Below are 21,555 nucleotides of genomic sequence, written 5' to 3'. Positions count from 1 at the left end.
CGGTCACGCGGACGTCCACGTCGCCCCACTGCCGCCGGAGCGGGCCGGCCCCGAGCCCTGCGACCGATCCCCAGGAGACGACCCCATGGGCGTTGCCACCGCACCGTCAGGACCCGCTGAGGAAGGCAGGATCTCGAGAGGAACCGACGAATCGGGCAGCACGGGACCCGGCCGTGCGCACTGGTTGCGCGTGGCCCGCGAGGCGGCGGACGATCTGGCCATCGACGCGGCGGCCAGGGAGCAGGCGGGCAAGCCACCGTTCGACGAGGTGTCCCGGCTGCGTGAGGCGGGGCTGCTGACGCTCACGGCACCGGCCGGGTCCGGCGGCGGCGCGGACCGGCCGGCGGCCTACGCCGTCGTCCGGGAGATCGCCGCGGCGGACGGCGCCGTCGGTCAACTGCTCGGCTGTCACTACTTCCTGTCGTGGAGCGCCTCGTTCTTCGCCGAGCCCGCGCTCGCCGCGCGCATCGAGCAGCGGTCCGCGGCGGAGCAGTGGCGCTGGGGCGGCGGCCTCGCCCACCGCGAACCGGTCCCCACACTGACCCGGACAACCCGCGGCCTGGTGCTCCACGGCCGGCGGAGCTACACCTCCGGCGTCCCGGTGGCCGACCGTCTCGCTGTGCGGGCCGTGCGGGCCGGCACCGGCGAACCCCTCGCCGTCGCCGTGGACCCCGGCCGCCGCGGGGTCCGGGTCGAGGACGCCGACACCTTCGGCCAGCGGCTCGCGGGCGGCGGCAGCGTGGAGTTCGACGCCGTACCGGTCGCCGCCGACGACGTACTCGGGTCCTTGTCCGCGGACGAGGACATCCTGACGCCCCGGGCCGCCCTGGCATCACCCGTCGGGCGCCTGGTCTCCGTCCAGCTCCTGCTGGGCATGGCGGAAGGAGTGCTCGCGGAGGCCCGTGAGTACAGCAGGACGGGCCACGCGTCCTGGCCGGCCGGCGCCCCAGGCGACCCCCGTGCGCCGGCCACTTACGGAGAACTCGCCGTCCTCACCCGCTCCGCCTCCGCGCTCGGCGATCAGGCCCTGGCGGCGCTGTACGGCGGGCTGGGCCGCGGCAAGGACCTCACCTACGACGAGTACGCGGAGATCGCCGTCCTCGCGGCGATGGCCGAAGCGGCCGCTTCCAGGGCCGCGCTGGAGTCCACCACCCGCGCCCTCGACATCGTCGGCGCCCGGTCCACCTCGGCACGGCTGGGCTTCGACCGCTTCTGGCGCAACGCCCGGATCCTTTCCCCGCATCAGCCCGTCACCCACCAACTCAGTGATGTCGGGGACTACTTCCTCCACGGCGCCCACCCTCCGTTCGTCCTGCCGGTGTGACGCCGGAGGCCGGCGTCCACCATGCGAACACCCCCTTGGGGACCGTGCCGGCTTCTGCCATGATCCCTAGCAATCAAGTAGGAATACTAGGGATCGGGGGTCAGGCATGCGCGCGCTCCACCGCGACGACCGGCCACTCCCCCTGCTGACCTCGCGTCGCCACATCGACCTCGGCCGCACCTCCAGCGCCATCTGTCGGCACTGCTGAGCCGTCCGCAAGGACGCCCTCCGGCCCGGCGGCCCCCTGCGCCCCTCTCCGCCACCGCACCTCGACTCCCCAGCCTCCGAAGGCCGGCGAGCTACGGTCCGGCGGCGCCGCCGGGCTGCCCGCCTCGCAGCTCCCGCATCCCCTTGATCAACTCTTATCCCTGAGAGGACACCTCCGTGTCTGCCCCAAGACCGCACACCACCCTGCGCACCATCGCCGCCCTCGTGGCGCTCCCCCTCCTGCTGACCGCCTGCGGTTACGGTGCCGAGTCCGCCGACGACAAGCGGGCGGAGGTCGCGGCGGGCGCCGGAAAGCTGTCCGCCGGCGAGGTGAGGATCGGCTACTTCCCCAACCTCACCCACGCCACGGCGCTGGTGGGCGTCCAGGAGGGCCTGCTCCAGAAGGAACTCGGCGGCACGAGGATCAAGGCGTCGACCTTCAACGCCGGCCCCTCCGAGATCGAGGCGCTGAACTCCGGCTCGATCGACATCGGGTGGATCGGCCCCTCCCCGTCCATCAACGGCTACACCAGGTCGAACGGCAAGAACCTGCGCATCATCGGCGGTTCGGCCTCCGGTGGCGTCAAGCTCGTCGTCAACCCGGACAGGATCAAGTCCCTGGACGACCTCAAGGGCAAGAAGATCGCCACGCCGCAGCTCGGCAACACCCAGGACGTCGCGTTCCTCAACTGGGTCGCGGAGAAGGGCTGGAAGGTCGACGCGCAGAGCGGCGGCGGCGACGTCTCCGTCGTCCGCACGGACAACAAGATCACCCCGGACGCCTACAGGTCCGGCTCCGTGGACGGCGCGTGGGTGCCCGAGCCGACCGCCTCCAAGCTGGTCTCCGAGGGCGCGAAGGTGCTGCTGAACGAGGCGGACCTGTGGCCGGACAAGAAGTTCGTGATCACGAACATCATCGTTTCGCAGAGCTTCCTGAAGGAGCACCCGGACGTCGTCGAGGCCGTGCTGCGCGGCTCGGTGAAGACCAACGAGTGGATCAACGCCCATCCGGAGAAGGCGAAGGCCTCCGCCAACGCGGCGCTGAAGCAGCTGTCGGGCAAGGAGCTGCCCGCCGAGATCATCGACCCGGCCTGGAAGTCCATCACCTTCCTCGACGACCCGCTCGCCGCCACCCTCGGCGCCCAGGCCGATCACGCCGTCAAGGCCGGCCTGCTGGAGGAGCCCCGGCTGGAGGGCATCTACGACCTCGCGCCGCTCAACGAGGTCCTCAGGGCCGAGGGCAAGGACGAGGTCGACGACGCCGGTCTGGGCGTGAGGTGAACGACCGGGCGGAAAAGGCCGGCCGGGCCGGCCGGCCCTGGGAGTCGGCGAGACTGGGCGGTGTGAACGACTACCGCCCGGTCGACCGGGACCTCGCTCCGGAGCACTACGGACGCCTGCGCGTGCAGACCGCCGACCTCACCCCGGCCGGCTGGCTCACCGGCCGCACCGCCGGGTTCGGTGAGGCCGGCGGCCTCGGCACGGTGTCCGGGGTGACAGGGCCCGGATTCCCCGGCTACGTCCGGGTACTGCATCCGGCGTCCCTGGACGAGCGGCCGGTGCGCTGGGCGACGGCGGCCGCCGCGTACGGGCGTACGGTGACACCCACCGCCCGCTGGCACGAGCTGGTCGGGATGGACGGCATGTACCACAACGCCTCCGAGTACGGTCTGCCCGGCGTCTGGGACGAGCACCCGGCGGAGGGACCGACGCCGCCGCCCGTCGCCGAGGCCCTGATCCCGGTCCTGGCACGGCACACCCGGACCCCGGAACACTGCTGGTTCGGCCTCTGGAACGGCTACGGGCGCTGGGACTTCGACCGGTTCCCCGTCTTCGGGACCCCCGGCCGGGACGAGGTGCTGCTGTCCGGCACGCTCGCCGACGCCGTCTCCCCCACCACCCTGGACGAGTTCGCCGAGCTGCCCGACCTGTGGTGGCCGCGGGACCGCGCCTGGTGCGTCGGCGGTGACGTGGACCTGGTGAGCACCTATGTCGGCGGATCCCCGGAGCTGATCGCCGAGTTGCTCGCCGATCCCGGCCTGGAGACGCACCCTGTCGCAGCGGGCGACCCGGTGGGCTGACCCGAGGGCCGGTGGTCAGCCGGCCCTCGCGGGAGATCCGGCCCCGCAACCCGGGCGCCCCGCCCCGTGCTCGGCGCGAGCGCTCCGGTCCGTGACCCGGAACCGGCCCCGTCAGGGGCGCGGTTGGGGTTGGGCCGGCCGATCACGGGGAAAGGTCCGGCGTAACCGGTGATCGGGTCGCTCGTCCAGGGCCCGGCCGAGGACACGGTTCGTTCACGTACCCGCAGGGGGCGGAGCGGCGAGACCCGAGGAGGCGACGGTCATGAAGCGGATCCGGGAGGAAAAGCGTCCGCGGCCGCCACGGCGCCCGGCGGGTCTCGACCTGCGGACTCCCTCGGGACGCCCGCTGCCCTACTGAGGACCCGGCCCAGGCCGCGGAACAGGCAGACGCCGGTTCCGCGGGCCGCGGGCCGGGTCAGCCGTCCCAGGACCAGTCCGCCACCTCGGGCAGGTCGGTGCCCTGCGCGCGGATCCAGTCGTGATGCCGCAGGCGGGCGTCCTCCATGCGCTGGCGTACGGCGGCGGCACGCACCGCGAGGCCGGGCACCCGGTCGATGACATCCATCACCAGGCGGTAGCGGTCGAGGTCGTTGCGGACCACCATGTCGAACGGCGTGGTCGTGGTGCCGATCTCCTTGTAGCCCCGCACATGCATGTTCTTGTGACCGGTGCGCCGGTAGGCCAGGCGGTGGATCAGCCACGGATAACCGTGGTACGCGAAGACGACCGGCATGTCGGCGGTGAACAGGCCGTCGAACTCGAAGTCGCTCATGCCGTGCGGGTGTTCCTCGCTCGGCAGCAGGCGGGCGATGTCGACGACGTTGACGACGCGTACGGCGAGCCGGGGCAGATGGCGCCGCAGGAGCTGGGCGGCGGCCAGCACCTCCTGGGTCGGGACGTCGCCGGCGCAGGCCAGGACGACATCCGGTTCCCGGGTGTCGTCCTCGGTTCCGGCCCAGTCCCAGACGCCCGCGCCCCGGGCGCAGTGCACCCGGGCCTGCTCCACGGAGAGCCAGTCGAAACAGGGCTGCTTGCCCGCGACGATCACGTTCACGTAGTCACGGCTGCGCAGCGCGTGGTCGGCCACGGAGAGCAGGGTGTTGGCGTCCGGCGGCAGGTAGACCCGTACGGCCTCGGGGCTCTTGTTGAGGATGTGGTCGACGAAGCCGGGGTCCTGGTGGGAGAAGCCGTTGTGGTCCTGCCGCCACACATGGGACGTCAGAAGGTAGTTGAGGGAGGCGATGGGCGCGCGCCAGGGCAGCCGGCGGGTCACGCGCAGCCACTTGATGTGCTGGTTGACCATCGAGTCGACGATGTGCGCGAAGGCCTCGTAGGAGGAGAACAGCCCGTGCCGGCCGGTCAGCAGATAGCCCTCCAGCCAGCCCTGGCAGGTGTGTTCCGACAGTATCTCCATCACCCGGCCGTGCCGGTCGAGGTGTTCGTCCACCTCCAGGGTCCCGGCCTGCCAGGCCTTCCCGCTCGCTGCGTAGACGGCGTCCAGACGGTTCGAGGCGGTCTCGTCGGGCCCCACGAGGCGGAAGTCGCGGCGGGCGGCGGTCTCCCGCATGACGTGTTCGAGGAACGCGCCCAGCACGCGGGTGGGTTCGTGGACGCTCACGCCGGGCTTGTCGACCGGGACGGCGTAGCGTTCCAGCGGCGGCAGCGGCAGTTCGCGCAGCAGCAGTCCGCCGTTGGCGTGCGGGGTCGCACCCAGCCTGCGCGGGCCCGCCGGGACGCAGCCGAGGACGCGCGGCCGCGGGCTGCCCTGCTCGTCGAACAGTTCCTCGGGCCGGTACGAACGCAGCCACGCCTCCAGCGCGCGCAGGTGCTCGGGGTTGTCGCGCACTGCGGCCAGCGGGACCTGGTGAGAGCGCCAGGTGCCCTCCACCGGCAGGCCGTCGACCTCCGCCGGGCCGGTCCAGCCCTTCGGTGTGCGCAGCACGATCACCGGCCAGCGGGGGCGCTCGGTGACGCCGTCCTCTCGGGCGGCGCGCTGGAGTTCGCAGATTCGGTCGAGGGCGGCGTCCATGGCTGCCGCCATGGCCCGGTGCACGGCGGCCGGGTCGTCCCCGGTGACGTGGAGAGGGTCGTGACCGTAGCCCCGGAGCAGCTCGTCGAGTTCGGGTTCGGGGAGCCGCGCGAGCACCGTCGGGTTGGCGATCTTGTAGCCGTTCAGGTGGAGGATCGGCAGGACGGCCCCGTCGTGGACGGGGTCGAGGAACTTGTTGGAGTGCCAGGACGCCGCCAGCGGCCCGGTCTCCGCCTCGCCGTCACCGATGACGCAGGCCACCACGAGGCCGGGGTTGTCCAGGGCGGCGCCGTAGGCGTGCGACAGGGAGTAGCCCAGTTCACCGCCCTCATGGATGGAGCCCGGCGTCTCGGGGGCGACATGGCTGGGCACGCCGCCCGGGAACGAGAACTGCCGGAACAGCCGTTCCATCCCCGCCCCGTCCCGTGTGACGTCGGGGTACGTCTCGGTGTACGAGCCTTCGAGCCAGCTGTTGGCGAGGACGGCGGGCCCGCCGTGCCCGGGTCCCCACACGCACAGGGCGTCGAACCCACGGGACTTGATCACGCGGTTGAGGTGGGTGTGCACCAGGTTCAGGCCCGGCGAGGTGCCCCAGTGGCCGAGGAGACGGGGTTTGATGTGCTCCGCCCGCAGCGGCTCGGTGAGCAGGGGGTTGGCCATGAGGTAGATCTGGCCGACGGACAGGTAGTTCGCGGCGCGCCAGTGGGCGTCCAGTGTCTGGAGCTCCTCGTCGGTGAGGCCGTCGGGCGTCGGTCGGGTATCGGCGGACATGGGCGTTCCTTCCCGTTCGGGCGGAGGCGGACGGTTCAGGCGAGTGCTCTCCCACACTCCGCCCGGCGACGGGTACCCCGACAGGGCCGATCGGGCCGTCCCTGGAATTCCGCGGGCCGGTGCCTGCCGGTCAGGCCCTAGGGACGGCTGGTGAGGATGTTGGCCGTGCCGCCCTCTCCGGCGGAGACGGCGCCCTGTGGCTCGTCCGAGGAGAAGGGCGGTCTGTCCTGCCGGCACTTCGTGCCCTCCGGCGGCAGCGTGCCGTCGACGAGGTAGCGGCTCTCGTGTGCCTGCACGCAGCTGCTGGGGTTGACGAGGGCGGTGTGTCCGTAGCCCTCGTGGGTGAGCAGGCGGGCGTCGGCCAGTTCCCTGGCCATGGCCTGCGAGCCCGAGTAGGGGGTCGCGGGGTCGTGGGTGGTGCCGACGACCAGGACGGGGTGGGCCGTCCGCTTGTTCCACGGGCCGCGGTAGGTGTCCTGCGCGACGGCCGGCCAGGTGGCACAGCCCACGGTGGCCCAGGTCCAGTAGCGTCCGGCGTCCCCCGCGCGGGCGGCACTGGCCTCCTCCATGGCCGGATAGGCGTCGGGGTCACGCGGGTTGGGGCTGTCGCCGCACACGACCGCGGTGGGCTGCTCCTCGCCCGCGTACGGACTGGGGTCCGGCACGGGAGGTGCGGGCGGGAGCGCCGACGGCTGCGGGGCGCGGCCCTGCCAGAGGTCCTGCAGCCTGCCGGCCAGGTCCGCCCATCCCGGAAGCACGGAGTAGAGGCTGCCCACGACGTCACCGACCGCCGGGCCGTAGGACCACGCGCCCACGGGATCCGTCCGCAGCCGTCGCAGCAGCTGGTCGAACTTGGCCCTGGTCGCCTCCGGGCTTCCGGCGGAGAAGGGGCAGCGGGCGGTGGTGGCGGCCCCGCACAGGCGGAGGAACTCGTCCAGGACCTCCGCCGCACCGCGGTCCGAGCCCAGCCGCAGCATGGTGGTGAGCCGGGCGGCGGCGTCGGAGGCGTCGTTCGTCCAGGCCCGGGGGTCCCAGTTGCTGTCCAGGACCATGGCGCGGACCTTGTCGGGGAAGAGGTTGGCGTAGGTGGCGCCCAGGTACGTGCCGTAGGAGATGCCGAGGTAGGTGAGTTGCGGGTCGCCCACCGCCTGGCGGAGTTGTTCGAGGTCGCGGGCGGTGTCGGTGGTCGACACATGGCGCAGCAGCTGCGGGTCACGTTGCTGACAGCGCCTGCCGAGGTCCCGGTACGCGGCGATCCAGGCCGCGCGCTCCTTCTCGCCCACCGGGACACCGGCCGTCTTGCTCGCCGCCCACGCCTGGGCCTGTGTGGAGTCGGCGAAGCAGTTCACCGCGGTGCTGCTGCCGATCCCCCGTGGGTCCCAGCTGACGATGTCGAAGCGCTCCCGCACCTCGCGCGGGAAGGACTCGTAGTTCTGGGGCATCTGCACGGTCCCGGGCCCGCCGGGGCCGCCCGGGTTGAAGAACAGGGTGCCGATGCGCCGTCCCGGTCCGGTCGCCTTCCGCTTGACCAGCGCGAGGTCGATGGAGCGTCCGCCGGGGTCGCCGTGGTCCAGCGGCACCTTCGCGGTTGCGCAGTCGAAGGGGCTGCCCTTGACGCAGGGGCTCCAGTCCAGCTTCATGGCCGGCGCCGGGGGGCCGTCGGCGGTGGCGAGGCCCGGTCCGGCCAGTGCCGTGGCACAGGTGACGACTGCGGCGACGGCCGCGGCACAGGCCCGGCGGCGGCCCGTCGGTGCGGATATGTGCATGCCTTGTCCATTCACGGCTGGGCGCCCGACGCCACCCATGCGCTGGGCGCCGGCGCGCATACGCCTCAACCCCACCGTGGCCCGGCGCGCCCTGCGAGCGGGCCGCGTCCGAATGGCGGAGCCTCCGCCCCCGCGTGCCGGCCCGGGCCCGCGGCCCTCACTCCGCCGGCACGGTGCCGGGCAGGCCGAGGGCGGCGGCGACGTGGCGCCAGATGGAGCCGAGCGCGCCGTCCAGGGCGTCGAGCAGCCCGCAGGCTCCGCGGCCGGGCAGCTGCCGCGACCAGCGCAGCAGCTTGCCGGTCCGGTCCTCGTCCCCCTCGCCGCGGGCCACGGCCGTGAGGGTCTCGGCCACGGCCGCCGTGCCGGAGACGCACTCGGGCCCTCCGGACGCGCCGGGCACCGCCTTCGGCCCGCTCGCCGGGGCCGCCCAACTCGCGGGCGTTCAGCGCCTGCTGGCGCGCCTGCCGGACCACGCCGAGATCGTCACGGGCGGCGCGGCCCTGGACCGTCCCGGCTACTTCCACCAGGCCACGGTCGTCGCCGGGGCGCGGCAGGAGGACGAGATCGTCCGGAGCGAGGTGTTCGGCCCGGTCGTCACCGTCCAGCCCTTCACCGACGAGGCCGAGGCCTTCCACCTCGCCAACGGTGTCCCGCAGGGCCTCGCGGCGAGCGTCTGGACCCGCGACCACGACCGGGCCATGCGCGCCGGCCGCGCCCTGCGCACCGGCATCGTATGGGTCAACACCCATGGCACGACGGTGTCGGAGATGCCGCACGGCGGCGTACGCCACTCCGGCTACGGCAGCGACCTCTCCCTGACCGGGCTGCTCGACTACACCCAGGTCAAGCACGTCATGCTGTGACGGGAGCCGCGCAGGTGCGGCTGCCGGCGGACGCCGGCGTCCGTCACTGCCTGGCACCGAAGTTCTGGGTCCACCACGGTCCGCCCGAGCCGTTGTGGATGCCCACGCCGATGTCCTTGAACGCGCAGTTGAGGATGTTCGCCCGGTGGCCCGGGCTGTTCATCCAGGAGTTCATCACGGCCTCCGGCGTCTGCTGGCCCCGGGCGATGTTCTCGCCGTACGTGGACCAGTTGTAGCCCGCGGCGGTGGTGCGCTGCCCGGGGTCGGCGCCGTCCGGGTTGGTGTGATCGAAGAAGTCACGGGCGGCCATGTCCTGCGAGTGACCCTGCGCCGCCTGGTTCAGCTGCCCGTCCTCGGCGAGCGGACCGCAACCGGCCGCCGACCTCTCCTTGTTCACCAGCGCGACCACCTGCGCGACGTCCCCCGTGGGCGCCGGCTGGGTCTGCGGGCTGCTGGGAACGCTGCGGGTCGGCTCGGCGGAGGGCCGGGGAGCCGGCACGGTCTTGTCGGTGGGGCTCGGGGTCTTGGAGGGGCGGGCCTTCTTCGACGGCGACGCGGACGGTGACGGAGATCTGGAGGCAGACGGGGAGGCCTCGGCGGCACGGGGGGTCGAGGGGGCGGCGGACGGGACGGCGGCGGCACGCTCGACGGAGGCGTCCTCGGAACCGGTTCCGGAGTCCGGGCCGAGATACCACAGGCCACCACCCGTCACGCAGGCCGCCGCCACGGCAACTCCGGCGGCACGCCGGCGGATGCGCCGGCGCCGGCGGGCCTCACTGCGGGAGACCCCACGGCCGGGCCCGGCGCCGGGGCTCGATCCGCGCCGGCCGCCGGACGGGTCCAGCCGGGACGCCGAGCCGGCCAATTCCAGTCCGCCGGTGGCGGAGAGCACCCGCTCCAGCAGCGCGGGCGCCGCGGCGACCAGCGCCAGGCCGGCCAGCAGCCCCTCAGCCGGCATCAGCCCGCTCCACAGACCGGAGCAGCGTGCGCAGCCGCGGGCGTGCCGGGCTGTTCGCTTGCGCCAGAGCGCCGAAGGACGGCCGTCCCAGGAGGCCAGCAGCGCGCTCAGTTCCTCGCATCGCGGACGCGCGTCGAGGGCCCGCACGACCACGCGGGCCGCCTCCAGTTGCGCCTTCATGCGCTGCACCCGGACCGCGGTGTGCTGAGGCGACAGCTCCAGAGCCGCCGCGACCTCCGACCGCGTCAGCTCACCGGCGCACTCCAGCCACCACAGCGACAACAGCCCCCGGTCGTCGGGCTCCAGCCAGCGGGTCGCACGGGCGGTCTCCTGTCGTTGCCCGGACAACTGGAGCTGGACCATCGTCAGATCGACGAAGTCTGCGCCCGGATCGGCGAGGTCCTGGGCCTCGTCAACGGCACCCGGCGCCGCCTGACGGTCGTGCCAGTGCGCCCGGACCTGATTCATCGCGATGGCCACGAGCCAAGAGCGGAAGTTCTCGGGAGCGCGCAGGGAGTCCAGCGAGTCGAGCGCGCGGAGCATGGTGTCCTGCACGACGTCGTCGACATCGACCGAGCCGTTCAGAGCCCGGCCCACGACGTTGTAGACCAGCGGCAGGTACGCGCTGACCAGCGCGTCCTGAGCCTGCGGGTCGCCGTCGGCGGCAGCGGCCACCAGCGCAGCCGACTCCCTCGTGCGCTCTGTACTCATCAAAAATCTTCCTGTCCTCGACGCCGAACGGTCCTGTCCGATACATGGGAGATCGCTCGGAGGCCCCGGGATAACAGTTCTTCGGACACGTGTTCCGCGAGAGCCTTCACGGGACCTGCACGACGACGCAATGGGCGCCGTCACATCGGGGAGTGGAACGCAGCGGAAGGGATGCACAGAGGCGTCGCAGGATCCGCCCGCATGCGCAGATCAGCGCTGGTTGCCGTCGCCGGGACCCTGCTGATCCTGATTGCCGTCGCCCGGACCCTGCTGATCCTGGTTACCGCCGTCCGGACCCTGCTGATCCTGATTGCCGTCGCCCGGACCCTGCTGATCCTGGTTACCGCCGTCCGGACCCTGCTGATCCTGATTACCGTCGCCCGGACCCTGCTGATCCTGATTACCGTCGCCCGGACCCTGCTGATCCTGATTACCGTCGCCCGGACCCTGCTGATCCTGATTGCCGCCGTCCGGACCCTGCTGATCCTGATTGCCGCCGTCCGGACCCTGCTGATCCTGATTGCCGCCGTCCGGACCCTGCTGATCCTGATTACCGCCGTCCGGACCCTGCTGATCCTGATTACCGTCATCGGGACCGGGCTGCTGATCCTGGTTGCCGGGCTTTTCCTCGTTCGGCTTCTGCTGAGGCTTGTCCGGCTCGGTTTCAGGATCGTCAGGCTTGTACTCGGGCTTGTCCTCGTTCGGCTTCTGCTCGGGCTTGTCGGGCTCCGGCTTGTCCTGCTCCCCCTCCGGCTTGTCCTGCTCCCCCTCCGGCTTGTCCTGCTCGCGCTCCGGCTTGTCCTGCTCCCGCTCCGGCTTCTGCTCCGGCTTCTCCCCTTCTGGCTTCTGCTCGGGCTTGTCCGGCTTGGTGCCAGGATCGTCAGGCTTGTGCCCAGGCTTGTCCTCGTTCGGCTTCTGCTCGGGCTTGTCGGGCTTGGTGCCAGGATCGTCAGGCTTGTGCCCAGGCTTGTCCTCGTTCGGCTTCTGCTCGGGCTTGTCGGGCTTGGTGCCGGGGTCGTCAGGCTTGTACGGAGGCTGCTCCTGCTCGGGCTTGTGTTCGGGCTTGTCCTGCTCCTGCTCCGGCTTCTGCTCGCGCTTGTCCGGCGACTCCTTCGCGGGGGGTTCCTTCGGCGGCAGCGGCCAATGCCGGGCCGGGGCCGTGGTCTTCTTGTCGGCGTCGCCGTGGTCACCCGAGTCGCGTCGGACCCAACTCCGGTCCTTCGTATCGAAGATGACGAATTCCTTGATCTCGGAGTCCGAGCGCTTGACGACCACCACGTTCTGCGGCCGGTACCCGGACCAGGGGGTCCCCTTCTGCTGAGGCGTCCCCTGGTGTGCGACCCCGGGGGTCAGAGGATTGCCGCAGGCACAACGGACCTTCGGCTCACCGCGACCATCGACGAGGACGGCCGTACCGGCCTGGAGCACGGCCTGGTAGTCGGTGGAAGCACCGTCGCGATAGCCGTGGTTGGTGACGCGGGTGTCGGAACGAAGCAGTACGGGCGTCAATGAACGCAGATAGCCGGCGACCGCGGACTCCCGGAGAGCCAGAACCGAGGCGAACGCCTTGTTCTTTGAGCTGTCGGCGGTCAGATGACGCACCTGCTTCTCCACGTCGCAACTGGCGATGTTGAGGCTACCGCCGTACAGGCCGGGTTCCGATCCCGTCACACTGCGCAGGGCGTTCTCCTTGCCCGCAGGCGAGCTGGGCGCGGCCGACGGCAACGGGTAGGTCGACTTCGCCGTCGACGGGGTGTACGGGTCGGGACCGGTGGAGCTCGTGGGCTGCAGGATGACTTCGCCGGCCGAGGCCGGTTCGGTTCCGGGGCGGGTGAAGACGACCGCGAGACCCACGGCGGCGACCACGGCGGTGATCGCCATGATGCGCGGCACGGATCGCCGCCTGGGGCCGTTCCCTCCCCCGGGTCGGCGCTTCGGGTGGTCCGGCCCACCCTGCCCGCCCGGACCGCTCGGGGACCCGGGCGGCCCCTGACTTCCGGGCGGCGGCGGAGGCGGCGGGGGATGTCCTGCCGATTCACTGGACGGGCGGCCGGACAGAGGCCCGGAGGGTGGTCCCGTGGGATGTTCTGACTGCGATCCGGAACTCACGGTTCACCTCCCACCGGGTGACGGAGTCGCGCAGATCAAGGACCTGGCCGATGATTCACGGCACGGCATGTGAATGTGTGCCTTCGATCTCATTGTGCGCTCCGGCGCCATCGGGCCCAAGCTCAAACGTCCGCCCCGTCAGGACTCCCCCGGCCAGTCCACGATCTGTGTCCGCTTCGGCACCTCACCCGCGGTCCGCGAGGGCGCCGGTGTCACCGCCGCCCGATCGCCGGACGGAGCGGACGAGACCGCGTAGGTGCCCGCGCGTGTGCCCTCGCAGTACACCCAGCGCTCCTGGTCGACGTCGTACAGCCACGCCGCCTCCCCGTCGATGACCAGCCCGGCCCGCAGCCCTTGCGTGCGCTCCCGGAAGGTCTCGCCGTCCGCCCTCCCCGCCGCCAGATCGTCCACGGCCTGCCCGTAACGGAACAGCGAGTCCTTCGCCCGGGCCAGTAGCCGGCGGAGGTCGGCCGAGCGGGCGGGCGGCGCTCCGGCCATGGGCGGAGCCTGCGGTACGGGGATCAGCAGACGGCCGTCGACCCAGGCCGACCAGCCGTTGTAGCAGACGATGCGCCCCCAGTCGCCGCGCCGTTCGACCAGCTGGACGGGCAGCAGTGCGTCGAGCGGCACCGTCGGCCGGGACGCGTCGGGGGTCTCCCAGGCGGCCAGTCCGTCGCTGGGGATGACGTGGGTCGGAAGGAAGTCGGCGTCGGGGGTGGCCATGTCTTGCGCTTCCGCTGCTTTCACGCGATGAGTTCTGGCGGGATCGATCGTCTTCACAGACCGCTCAGCCCTGGCCAGGATTTCAGCTTTCTGCGCTTCTCGCCGCCCGACAGCCGATCCGCACGACAGCCCGATCCCCTGGCGGCGACAGGGCGGCACTGCGTTGGTGCTCCCGGCCCCGCTAAATCATGCTTGTCAGTGGAGTCCTTCGCCGTGCGGGTCCCCACGGGGCCGACGGGAAGGGAACTAGCGAGGGCGAGATGAGCGGCGATGCAACGATTTCCCGTCTCTCCTGGTGAGCGGCCGGAGGAGCCGGACCCAAGTGCCGGGTCGGCGGACACGGCGACGGCCACCATCGACGAGCAGGGCATCGTGATCGGGTGGAGCGACAGTGCCCGTCGCCTGCTCGGTTACACGACTTCCGAGGTGCTCGGGCTGCCCGCCGCCCGTCTGCTCGCCGACGCCGTAGGTGACACGACACGGCGAGCCCCGTCCGGACAGGAACGGTGGAGCGGCACCGTGGCCCTGCGGCACCGGGACGGCCACCGGCTGGACGTCGGCCTGCTCGCGCACCACTGGACGTCCACCGGCGCGCGCGCACAGTGGCTCGTGGTGTCCCCCGTACCGGACAGGCCCCGCACGCCCTGGACCGAACCCATGGAGGAGTGGGCGTTCACCCAGTCCCCCTACCTGATGGCGATCTTCGACACGGACCTGCGGCTGCTGCGGGCGAATGCCGTCATGGAGCGCACGCTCTCCCTCTCGGAGGACACCATGCGCGGGCTGCGGCTGCCGGACATCGCGCCGGACCCCGTGAGCGACGAGACCGAGCGCAAGATGCGCCTGGCACTGGAGAGCGGCGAGCCGCAGCAGGTGGGCGCCTTCGTACGCCACGCCGGCAGGGGCGGGGAACACGACTGGACGACCTCGCTGGCCCCGTTGCGGAACCCGGACGGCAAGGTGCGAGCCGTATGCCTGTCCGCGCATGACGAGACCGGCGTCGGCGGTGCCCGGCACCGGACGCCTTTGCCCACGGAGGCCGACACCCTGACCGGCACCGGCCTGAACAGCGCCCGCACCGCGCAGGAACTGTCCGACGTCGCCGTCCCACGGCTCGCCGACTTCGTGACCGTCGACCTGCTCGACCCTCCTGCCGGCGGCAGCGAGCCGGTTCGCGTCCCGGCGGCCGAGCCGGTCACCATGTGCCGTACCGCTGTGCGATCGGTGCTGGAAGGAAGCCCCGAGTCCCCGGTCCGGGTCGGCGGGACGACCGTCTATCCACCGATGTCACCGCCCGCCGAGTGCCTGGCCACGGGCCGCGGCGCCGTCTACGCGACGAGCGACGCCGTGATCGCCCGGTGGGTGGCCCAGGATCCCGGCGCCGCCTGGGTCCGCGGGCACGGGACCCACTCGATCATGACAGTGCCGCTGCGTTCCGGCGGGAACACCCTGGGCATGGCCGTCTTCGGCCGTCACCGGCGACCGGAGCCCTTCGGGCCGGAAGACCTGCGGCTGGCCGAGCAGCTCACGACGAGAGCTGCCGTGGGCATCCACAACGCGCGCCACCGCAGCCGGGAGCGCACCAACACCATGACGCTGCAGCGCAGTCTGCTGCCGCAGACGCTGCCGGTGCAGTCGGCACTGGAGATCGCCTCCCGCTACCTGCCGGCCGGCACCGAGTCCGGCGTGGGCGGTGACTGGTTCGACGTGATCCCGCTGTCCGGAGCGCGGGTGGCGCTGGTGGTGGGCGACGTCGTCGGCCACGGCATGCGCGCCTCCGCCACGATGGGCCGGCTGCGCACGGCGGTACGCACCCTGGCCGACGTCGACCTGCCGCCCGACGAGTTGCTCACCCACCTCGACGACCTGATCCTGCGCCTGTCCGCCGACGAGGCCGGCACGGAAGGCGCCGGGGATGCCGCTGGCGGAATCGGCACGACCTGCCTGTACGTGGTCTACGACCCGGTCTCCCGGCGCTGCACCATCGCCCGGGCCGGTCATCCTCCACCCGCCGTGGTCTCCCCCGAGGGCTCCGTGTATCTCCTCGATGTCCCGGTCGGTCCGCCGCTGGGGCTGGGCGGTCTGCCCTTCGAGACGGTGGAGACCGAGCTTCCCGAGGGCACCATCCTCGCCCTCTACACCGACGGTCTGCTCCAGACCCGCGAGCACGACGTCGACGACGCCCTGGACAGCATGTTCGCGGCGCTCGCCCGTCCCGCCGCGACGCTGGAAACGGTCTGCGACCGGGTCCTGACGGGACTGCTGACCCACCGTCCCGAGGACGACGTCGCCCTTCTCGTCGCCCGCACCCGGGTCCTCCACGACGACCGGGTCGCCGTCTGGGAGCTGCCACCCGATCCTTCCGTCGTCGCCCAGGCCCGCCGGCTCACCACCGACCAGCTGACGGTCTGGGGACTCGAGGAAGCCGGCTTCGTCACCGAACTCATGGTCAGCGAGCTGGTCACCAACGCCATCCGTTACGGCCGACCACCCATCCAGCTGCGGCTGATTCATGAGAACAGCACCCTGATCTGTGAAGTCTCCGATTCGAGCAGTACCGCTCCGCATCTGCGGCGGGCCCGGACCTTCGACGAGGGCGGGCGTGGCCTGTTGCTGGTGGCCCAGCTCGCCCAGCGCTGGGGCACCCGGCACGCGCCCATCGGCAAGACCATCTGGGCCGAGCAGTCCCTCGCCGCTCAGTGAGGACGCCGCTCGCCGAGCGAGACTCAGGGCCCCTCCGATCGCGATGACACGCACCGAAATGTCCGCTGTGACACGCCTGTGACAGTCCACGGACGCTGCCATGAAGTCGCGGGGCCAGGCTTTTCCATACGAGGAAAAAAGCGACATACCGGCATATGTCACCCGCTTCCGAGGTCGTGAGCAGGGATGGCCGAGCCAACCCATCGGAGTGAAGAACCCATGAGCCTCACCATCGCCGCGCCGCTCGTCGAAGCCCCCGCCCCCACGCTGGCCCCCCGCGAGCAGGAGACCCTGCGCCACATCGCCGCCGGGCGCACCTACCTCCAGACCGCCCGCCACATGGGACTTTCCAAGCACACCGTCGACGCCTACCTCCGCCGCATCCGGGCCAAGCTCGGCATCAACAGCACGGCGGAACTGACCCGCCTCGCCATCTCCCTGGGCCTGTGACGCCGGGAGAACCGCAGGTCGTTACGGGCCACAGCCGGGCACAGGAGCCGGAGCGGTCTACGGCCACTCCGGCGGCCCCCGGAAGACCGGCCGGGCCCAGTCGGGGGGATCGGGCGGCGCCTCGGGCCCGCCCGCACTCTCCGGCGGCCGCACGTCCTCGGAGGGCGGTGCATGAACGCCCAGGCCGACCCCGCTCCCGATGGCGGCACGCAGCGCCGCGACGAACTCCAGGCAGGAGTCGTAGCGGTCCTCGGGAACCTTCGACAGCGCCTTGGCCATGACGTCGGCGGCGGCGGGCGCGATCCCCGGCCTCCGCTCGGTCAGCCGGGGCGGCTGGTCGTACTGGTGCGCCCACAACAGCGCCACGTCCTCGTCGCGCTCGAAGGGCGGCCCGCCGGCGAGGGTCTCGTAGACGACGCAGGCGAGGCTGTAGAGATCACACCTTCCGTCCACGGGCCGGCCGGAGATCTGTTCCGGCGCCATGTAGTCGAGCGTGCCGACGAACTCGCCCGCGGCGGTGAACCCACTGAGCGACAGCGACTTCTTGGTCAGCCCGAAGTCGGTGAGGTAGATGTACTCGGGGTGGTCGCTGTCGGTGCCCGCGGCGACCAGGATGTTGCCGGGCTTGACGTCCCGGTGCACCAGGTCGTGCGCATGGGCGGCGTCCAGCGCGGAGGCCACCTGGGCGGCGATACGCAGGGCGGCCGGGACGGGCAGCGGGCCCTCCCGGTCCAGCAGCGCCCGCAGATCCTGCCCGGCGACGTACCGCATCGCGATGTACAGGACGCCGTCGGTCTCACCGGCTTCGAAGACCGGCACGATGTGCGGGTGATCGATCGCCGCGGCCACCCGTGACTCGTGCGCAAAGCGGCGCCGGAAGGTGTCGTCGCGGGCACGCTCCGGGGCGATGAGCTTGAGCGCGACGGTGCGGTCCAGACGCAGATCCCTGGCACGGTAGACGACGGCCATGCCGCCGCGGCCGATCACATGCTCGATCCGGTAGCCCGCGATCTGCTGCCCGACCAGGCCGGAAGGCCGCCCCGTGTACAGGCCCATGTCATGCGCCGCCATGCCCCTCAGGCCCCCTCACCGGGCCGCCCGGGCGACGGATCCGCGCTTCTGCGGTGCCCTTGAGCGAAAGGTGCCGATCATGCCGCTCCGTCCCCGATTTTCAGGTGACCGGCCGACGTGACAGCCGCTCGTCCGTACTTGCGATTCTATCCACCGGACACTTTCCGGGCCCGGTCGCAGAACAGGGACGGCACCTGCACCCCAGGGGCCGGCCGACCGCGCTGCTGCATTCGCCCCCACTCCGCCTCACCGCTTCGCGCGTATTTGATCGCGAAATAGCACCTTGTGAGGCATTTCACCAGCACATACCTGGACTGCGGCGTCTCGCAGATTTAGCTTCGCAGGAAAGAGCAGCCTTGCAGACGATTTCCGCAGCGCAGCGGACGGGCCGTACAACAGAACGGATCGACCGCGACTCGCGGACAGCTTTCCGTTCCCGGCACTTCAGGGCGCATGAGCAAGATGCGGCGTACTTCCGCGCCGGCATCACCAGAGGGGCCACTCGAGCCCGGAAGGTGGACAAGTGAGCGAAGACGCCGTGTGGGTCAGGGGTGTGACCGGCATCCAGCTGCACCACGTCACTGATCTCCAAGACGCGCGCCGGTTCCTGGGCAACGCCGTCATGGCACTGAGCGCCGCCCATGTGAGGACCGGCGACACCAGGTTCTCCGGCCTCGCCGAGCAGCTCAAGGCGGTTGTCGCCGAGACGCGGGACCTGGAGGGCCAGGCCCGGGAGAGCATGCAGGAGCTGCACTCCACGGATCCGGAGCGGTTCGTGCGCTGCCGGGAAGGCGAAGAGCCCTGGCCGGACGAGTTGCAGGCGGGCTTCGTCCCGCGCCACACCTGCCGGGACGAGTGCCTCTACCACGACCGTGACGTGCTGGACGCCATCATGCAGTGCACCTGCGGCCGGCCGCCGTGCCGCGCGTGCGCGATCGCGGGCGCGCCCTGACACACGCCGGAGCGTGTCCCGCATTCGCCGGTCCGAGGCCGTCGCCGCTCATGCGGCGACGGCCTCGCCGGTTTTGACCCTGGTACGCCGGATCACCTGCCGACCGCCCTCGGTCCCGCCACGACTGCCGCCCCCGCAGCGACGCTGTGCCGCCGTGGTGCCCTGCCACCAGCGGGACGCCCAACACCCAGTGGGCCCTCGGCAACTCGCCTTGACACGCCGTCGTGGCGGGCGTTGCCTGGTATGAGAGGCGGCTTCTCAAAGTTCACCCGGCTCGATCGGATCCGCGCCCGCGTCAAAGGGCCCGGAAACGGGCGGAGACAGCTCATGGCGACGTACGAGTATTCCTGCAATCGCTGCGGTTCGTTCGACGTGAAGCGGCCCATCGGCACGGCGTCGGCCGAGGAAATGTGCCCGCGGTGCTCGGGTACGGCTCGTCGTGTGTACTCCCCACCCGCGACCACCTCCACGACACCCGCGGTCGCGGCTCTGCACGAGCGGGAGGAAAAGTCTCGGGAGAGCCCCGCGGTGGTCACGCGGGTGCCTGCCAAGGAGGCAGCGCCGAGGCTCGTTCATCCGGCCCACGCCCGGCTACCCCGCCCCTGACCGGGAAGTCGCGACCTGGCCGGTCGGCCCTTCCTGGACAGGCAGGAAACGGCCGCGGGCCTACTGCCTCGCCAGTGCATCGGGAGGTGTGTTCCCTTGGCGAATGTCGGACTTCTCTTCGTGGGCGCGGTGCTGTTCCTGAACGGATTGATGCTGCTGGGGAAAGTGGACAGCCGGGCAGCCGGCGTATTCAATCTGTTCGTCGGCGGGCTCCAGGTCCTGACACCCACCTACCTCATCATCGCCGCGAACCAGGATCCCCAGCGCATCCTGCTGGCTTCCGGCATCTTCCTCTTCGGTTTCACGTACCTGTATGTAGGAATCGGACTGCTGATGGGCCTCGACACCACAGGCGTGGGTTATTACTCACTGTTCGTGGCGATCGTGGCACTTGGCTATTCCTTCGTCAGCTTCCGGCAGTTCAGCGATCAGCCCTTCGGAGTCATATGGCTCTACTGGGCGTTCCTCTGGTTCCTCTTCTTCCTGCTCCTGGGTCTGAAAATGGAGAGTCTGACGCCTTACGTCGGCTGGGTGACCGCGATCGAGGGATGGGTGACCGGCGTCATACCGGCATTCATGCTGCTGTCCGGTTACTGGGTCGCGGAGAACTTCTACGAAATCGCGATAGCGCTCGGCGCGTTCGGCGTGGTGACCTTCGGCGGGCTGTGGTTCGCGCTGCGTCACAGGCGGCCCGGCAAGCCCGCGGAGCAGCAGCAGTACGGAACTCCGGGATATCCGGCCGGCAGCCACGGCTAGCGCGGCGGGAGAGCGCCGCTGACGGCTCACCGGGAGCACGGAATGTGCGTAACTCACAGGCGAGCAGGAACAGAAAAGCGGCAGATGGTCAACGGGGCTGTCATCGGGGCACGCCGTTGCCCCCTTCACAGCCGCTCACCATTACAGAAGAACATGGGGAATTCACATGCCTGAAGTAATCTTCAGCGTCGACCAGTCCCGTTCGATGCGCGAGCAGGAAGTACCGGGACACAACAGGTGGCACCCTGACGTACCCAACGCAGCGATGGTCCGCCCGGGGGACGAATTCCGCGTCGAATGCCGCGAATGGACCGACGCGCAGATCGGCAACAACGACTCCGCCAATGACGTACGTGACGTCAACCTGAAGGCGTGCCACATGCTCAGCGGGCCGATAGGCGTCCAGGGCGCGGAGCCGGGGGACCTGCTCGTCGTGGACATCCTCGACCTCGGGCCCGTACCGCAGCATGTGGGCGACGCTCCCGGTGAGGCCTGGGGCTACACCGGCGTCTTCGCCAAGGCCAACGGCGGAGGCTTCCTGACGGACTACTTCCCGGACGCCTACAAGGCGATATGGGACTTCCACGGGCAGGTGGCGACGTCCAGGCACCTTCCCGGTGTCCATTTCACCGGCATCACCCACCCCGGCCTCTTCGGCACCGCGCCGTCCGCGGAGCTGCTGGAACGGTGGAACCGGCGTGAGCAGGCCCTGATCGACACCGACCCGGACCGTGTCCCGCCCCTGGGACTCGCGCCCGAACCCGCCGAGGCCCTGTCCGGCAAGGCGAGCGGCTCGGATGCCGAACGCATCGCCCGGGAAGGCGCCCGGACCGTTCCCGCACGGGAGAACGGCGGCAACCACGACATCAAGAACTTCACTCGTGGATCGCGCGTCTTCTACCCCGTGCACGTCAAGGACGCCAAGCTGTCGGGCGGCGATCTGCACTTCAGCCAGGGGGACGGTGAGATCACCTTCTGCGGTGCCATCGAGATGGGCGGCTTCATCGACTTCCACGTCGATCTCATCAAGGGCGGCATGGAGAAGTACGGTGTCACCACCAACCCCGTCTTCATGCCGGGCAACGTCGAGCCGCGGTACTCGGAATTCCTCTCGTTCATCGGGATCTCCGTGGACCACGACACCGACACCAACTACTACCTGGACGCGACGGTCGCCTATCGCCGCGCCTGCCTCAACGCCGTCGAGTACCTGAAGAGGTTCGGCTACACCGGTGAGCAGGCCTATCTGCTCCTCGGCGCGGCCCCCATCGAGGGACGCATCAGCGGAATCGTCGACATCCCCAACGCCTGCTGCTCCCTGTACCTCCCGACCGGGATCTTCGACTTCGACGTCCGTCCCACCTCTGAGGGACCGATGTCCGCGGACCGCGGTCAGTGCGCGGTGTCCACCTGAGTCGACCCGGAAACCGCTCCCGAGGCCGGGCCCCCTCCGGAACCCCACCAGCCACCCGGAG

Annotated in this window: 18 protein-coding genes; 11 read left to right on the top strand and 7 right to left on the bottom strand. The window is 71.0% G+C overall.

The annotated features are described in order from the left end of the window. The first annotated feature begins 85 nt into the window (after positions 1 to 85). The 4 genes from ACIHCM_RS14285 to ACIHCM_RS14270 all read left to right on the top strand — a co-directional run bounded on the left by ACIHCM_RS14285 (position 86) and on the right by ACIHCM_RS14270 (position 3,612). Positions 86 to 1,324 carry an acyl-CoA dehydrogenase family protein gene (locus ACIHCM_RS14285; RefSeq protein WP_399894292.1) on the top strand — a complete coding sequence of 413 codons (1,239 nt, stop codon included), beginning with the start codon at positions 86 to 88 and terminating at the stop codon, positions 1,322 to 1,324. A gap of 106 nt (positions 1,325 to 1,430) precedes the next feature. After that, positions 1,431 to 1,532: a putative leader peptide gene (locus tag ACIHCM_RS14280; protein WP_399894289.1), complete on the top strand. Its 102-nt coding sequence runs from the start codon at positions 1,431 to 1,433 to the stop codon at positions 1,530 to 1,532. A 176-nt stretch (positions 1,533 to 1,708) separates the two neighbouring features. Then, the gene (locus ACIHCM_RS14275) at positions 1,709 to 2,812 is read left to right on the top strand and encodes an aliphatic sulfonate ABC transporter substrate-binding protein (protein WP_399894286.1); all 1,104 of its coding nucleotides are present in this window, start codon (positions 1,709 to 1,711) and stop codon (positions 2,810 to 2,812) included. A 62-nt stretch (positions 2,813 to 2,874) separates the two neighbouring features. Then, complete coding sequence (locus tag ACIHCM_RS14270; protein ID WP_399894283.1) at positions 2,875 to 3,612, top strand: hypothetical protein; 738 nt, start codon at positions 2,875 to 2,877, stop codon at positions 3,610 to 3,612. Between the two features lie 415 nt (positions 3,613 to 4,027). Here ACIHCM_RS14270 and ACIHCM_RS14265 read toward each other — a convergent pair whose 3' ends face one another. From ACIHCM_RS14265 to ACIHCM_RS14255, 3 genes are all read right to left on the bottom strand, one after another. Next, entirely contained in the window at positions 4,028 to 6,412 is a 2,385-nt protein-coding gene (locus ACIHCM_RS14265; protein ID WP_399894280.1) for a phosphoketolase, read from the bottom strand. A gap of 137 nt (positions 6,413 to 6,549) precedes the next feature. Continuing rightward, positions 6,550 to 8,178, bottom strand: coding sequence for an alpha/beta hydrolase (locus ACIHCM_RS14260; protein ID WP_399894277.1), 1,629 nt, complete (start codon positions 8,176 to 8,178; stop codon positions 6,550 to 6,552). A 157-nt stretch (positions 8,179 to 8,335) separates the two neighbouring features. Then, positions 8,336 to 8,530, bottom strand: coding sequence for a hypothetical protein (locus tag ACIHCM_RS14255; protein WP_399894275.1), 195 nt, complete (start codon positions 8,528 to 8,530; stop codon positions 8,336 to 8,338). Between the two features lie 7 nt (positions 8,531 to 8,537). On the opposite strand from ACIHCM_RS14255, the gene ACIHCM_RS14250 reads away from it, so the two are divergent. Beyond that, complete coding sequence (locus tag ACIHCM_RS14250; protein WP_399894273.1) at positions 8,538 to 9,041, top strand: aldehyde dehydrogenase family protein; 504 nt, start codon at positions 8,538 to 8,540, stop codon at positions 9,039 to 9,041. 43 nt (positions 9,042 to 9,084) lie between these two features. Here the strand turns inward: ACIHCM_RS14250 and ACIHCM_RS14245 are convergent, their stop codons facing one another. The 3 genes from ACIHCM_RS14245 to ACIHCM_RS14235 all read right to left on the bottom strand — a co-directional run bounded on the left by ACIHCM_RS14245 (position 9,085) and on the right by ACIHCM_RS14235 (position 13,542). Next, a complete protein-coding gene (locus ACIHCM_RS14245) occupies positions 9,085 to 10,710 on the bottom strand; it encodes a sigma-70 family RNA polymerase sigma factor (protein WP_399894270.1) in 1,626 nt (541 codons plus the stop codon). A 210-nt stretch (positions 10,711 to 10,920) separates the two neighbouring features. Further along, complete coding sequence (locus ACIHCM_RS14240; protein ID WP_399894267.1) at positions 10,921 to 12,603, bottom strand: DUF6777 domain-containing protein; 1,683 nt, start codon at positions 12,601 to 12,603, stop codon at positions 10,921 to 10,923. A 354-nt stretch (positions 12,604 to 12,957) separates the two neighbouring features. Beyond that, positions 12,958 to 13,542 (bottom strand): hypothetical protein, encoded by a 585-nt coding sequence (locus tag ACIHCM_RS14235; RefSeq protein WP_399894265.1) that lies wholly within the window; start codon positions 13,540 to 13,542, stop codon positions 12,958 to 12,960. Positions 13,543 to 13,812: 270 nt separating this feature from the next. Here ACIHCM_RS14235 and ACIHCM_RS14230 point away from each other — a divergent pair, with 270 nt between their 5' ends. Then, complete coding sequence (locus tag ACIHCM_RS14230) at positions 13,813 to 16,245, top strand: SpoIIE family protein phosphatase (RefSeq protein WP_399894262.1); 2,433 nt, start codon at positions 13,813 to 13,815, stop codon at positions 16,243 to 16,245. Positions 16,246 to 16,464: 219 nt separating this feature from the next. Continuing rightward, complete coding sequence (locus ACIHCM_RS14225) at positions 16,465 to 16,695, top strand: response regulator transcription factor (RefSeq protein WP_399894259.1); 231 nt, start codon at positions 16,465 to 16,467, stop codon at positions 16,693 to 16,695. Positions 16,696 to 16,752: 57 nt separating this feature from the next. Here the strand turns inward: ACIHCM_RS14225 and ACIHCM_RS14220 are convergent, their stop codons facing one another. Next, positions 16,753 to 17,766, bottom strand: coding sequence for a serine/threonine-protein kinase (locus tag ACIHCM_RS14220; protein ID WP_399894256.1), 1,014 nt, complete (start codon positions 17,764 to 17,766; stop codon positions 16,753 to 16,755). Positions 17,767 to 18,289: 523 nt separating this feature from the next. On the opposite strand from ACIHCM_RS14220, the gene ACIHCM_RS14215 reads away from it, so the two are divergent. From ACIHCM_RS14215 to fmdA, 4 genes are all read left to right on the top strand, one after another. Next, positions 18,290 to 18,718, top strand: a complete 429-nt coding sequence (locus tag ACIHCM_RS14215) for a hypothetical protein (RefSeq protein ID WP_399894253.1) — start codon at positions 18,290 to 18,292, stop codon at positions 18,716 to 18,718. A gap of 243 nt (positions 18,719 to 18,961) precedes the next feature. Further along, complete coding sequence (locus ACIHCM_RS14210; RefSeq protein ID WP_399894250.1) at positions 18,962 to 19,324, top strand: FmdB family zinc ribbon protein; 363 nt, start codon at positions 18,962 to 18,964, stop codon at positions 19,322 to 19,324. A gap of 96 nt (positions 19,325 to 19,420) precedes the next feature. Continuing rightward, positions 19,421 to 20,080, top strand: a complete 660-nt coding sequence (locus ACIHCM_RS14205) for an AmiS/UreI family transporter (RefSeq protein ID WP_399894247.1) — start codon at positions 19,421 to 19,423, stop codon at positions 20,078 to 20,080. Positions 20,081 to 20,246: 166 nt separating this feature from the next. Continuing rightward, positions 20,247 to 21,494 (top strand): formamidase, encoded by a 1,248-nt coding sequence (fmdA, locus tag ACIHCM_RS14200; protein ID WP_399894244.1) that lies wholly within the window; start codon positions 20,247 to 20,249, stop codon positions 21,492 to 21,494. Positions 21,495 to 21,555: the final 61 nt, after the last annotated feature.

The organism is Streptomyces sp. NPDC052023 (genome assembly GCF_044548465.1).
Taxonomy (GTDB): domain Bacteria; phylum Actinomycetota; class Actinomycetes; order Streptomycetales; family Streptomycetaceae; genus Streptomyces.
This window is presented reverse-complemented; position numbering and strand designations above follow the sequence as displayed.

Coding starts and splice junctions, on each gene's coding strand:
- ACIHCM_RS14235 (WP_399894265.1), bottom strand. CDS start 13,542: ATGGCCACCCCCGACGCCGACTTCCTTCCGACCCACGTCATCCCCAGC.
- ACIHCM_RS14265 (WP_399894280.1), bottom strand. CDS start 6,412: ATGTCCGCCGATACCCGACCGACGCCCGACGGCCTCACCGACGAGGAG.
- ACIHCM_RS14280 (WP_399894289.1), top strand. CDS start 1,431: ATGCGCGCGCTCCACCGCGACGACCGGCCACTCCCCCTGCTGACCTCG.
- ACIHCM_RS14245 (WP_399894270.1), bottom strand. CDS start 10,710: ATGAGTACAGAGCGCACGAGGGAGTCGGCTGCGCTGGTGGCCGCTGCC.
- ACIHCM_RS14220 (WP_399894256.1), bottom strand. CDS start 17,766: ATGGCGGCGCATGACATGGGCCTGTACACGGGGCGGCCTTCCGGCCTG.
- ACIHCM_RS14210 (WP_399894250.1), top strand. CDS start 18,962: ATGAGAGGCGGCTTCTCAAAGTTCACCCGGCTCGATCGGATCCGCGCC.
- ACIHCM_RS14225 (WP_399894259.1), top strand. CDS start 16,465: ATGAGCCTCACCATCGCCGCGCCGCTCGTCGAAGCCCCCGCCCCCACG.
- fmdA (WP_399894244.1), top strand. CDS start 20,247: ATGCCTGAAGTAATCTTCAGCGTCGACCAGTCCCGTTCGATGCGCGAG.
- ACIHCM_RS14285 (WP_399894292.1), top strand. CDS start 86: ATGGGCGTTGCCACCGCACCGTCAGGACCCGCTGAGGAAGGCAGGATC.
- ACIHCM_RS14260 (WP_399894277.1), bottom strand. CDS start 8,178: ATGCACATATCCGCACCGACGGGCCGCCGCCGGGCCTGTGCCGCGGCC.
- ACIHCM_RS14230 (WP_399894262.1), top strand. CDS start 13,813: ATGCAACGATTTCCCGTCTCTCCTGGTGAGCGGCCGGAGGAGCCGGAC.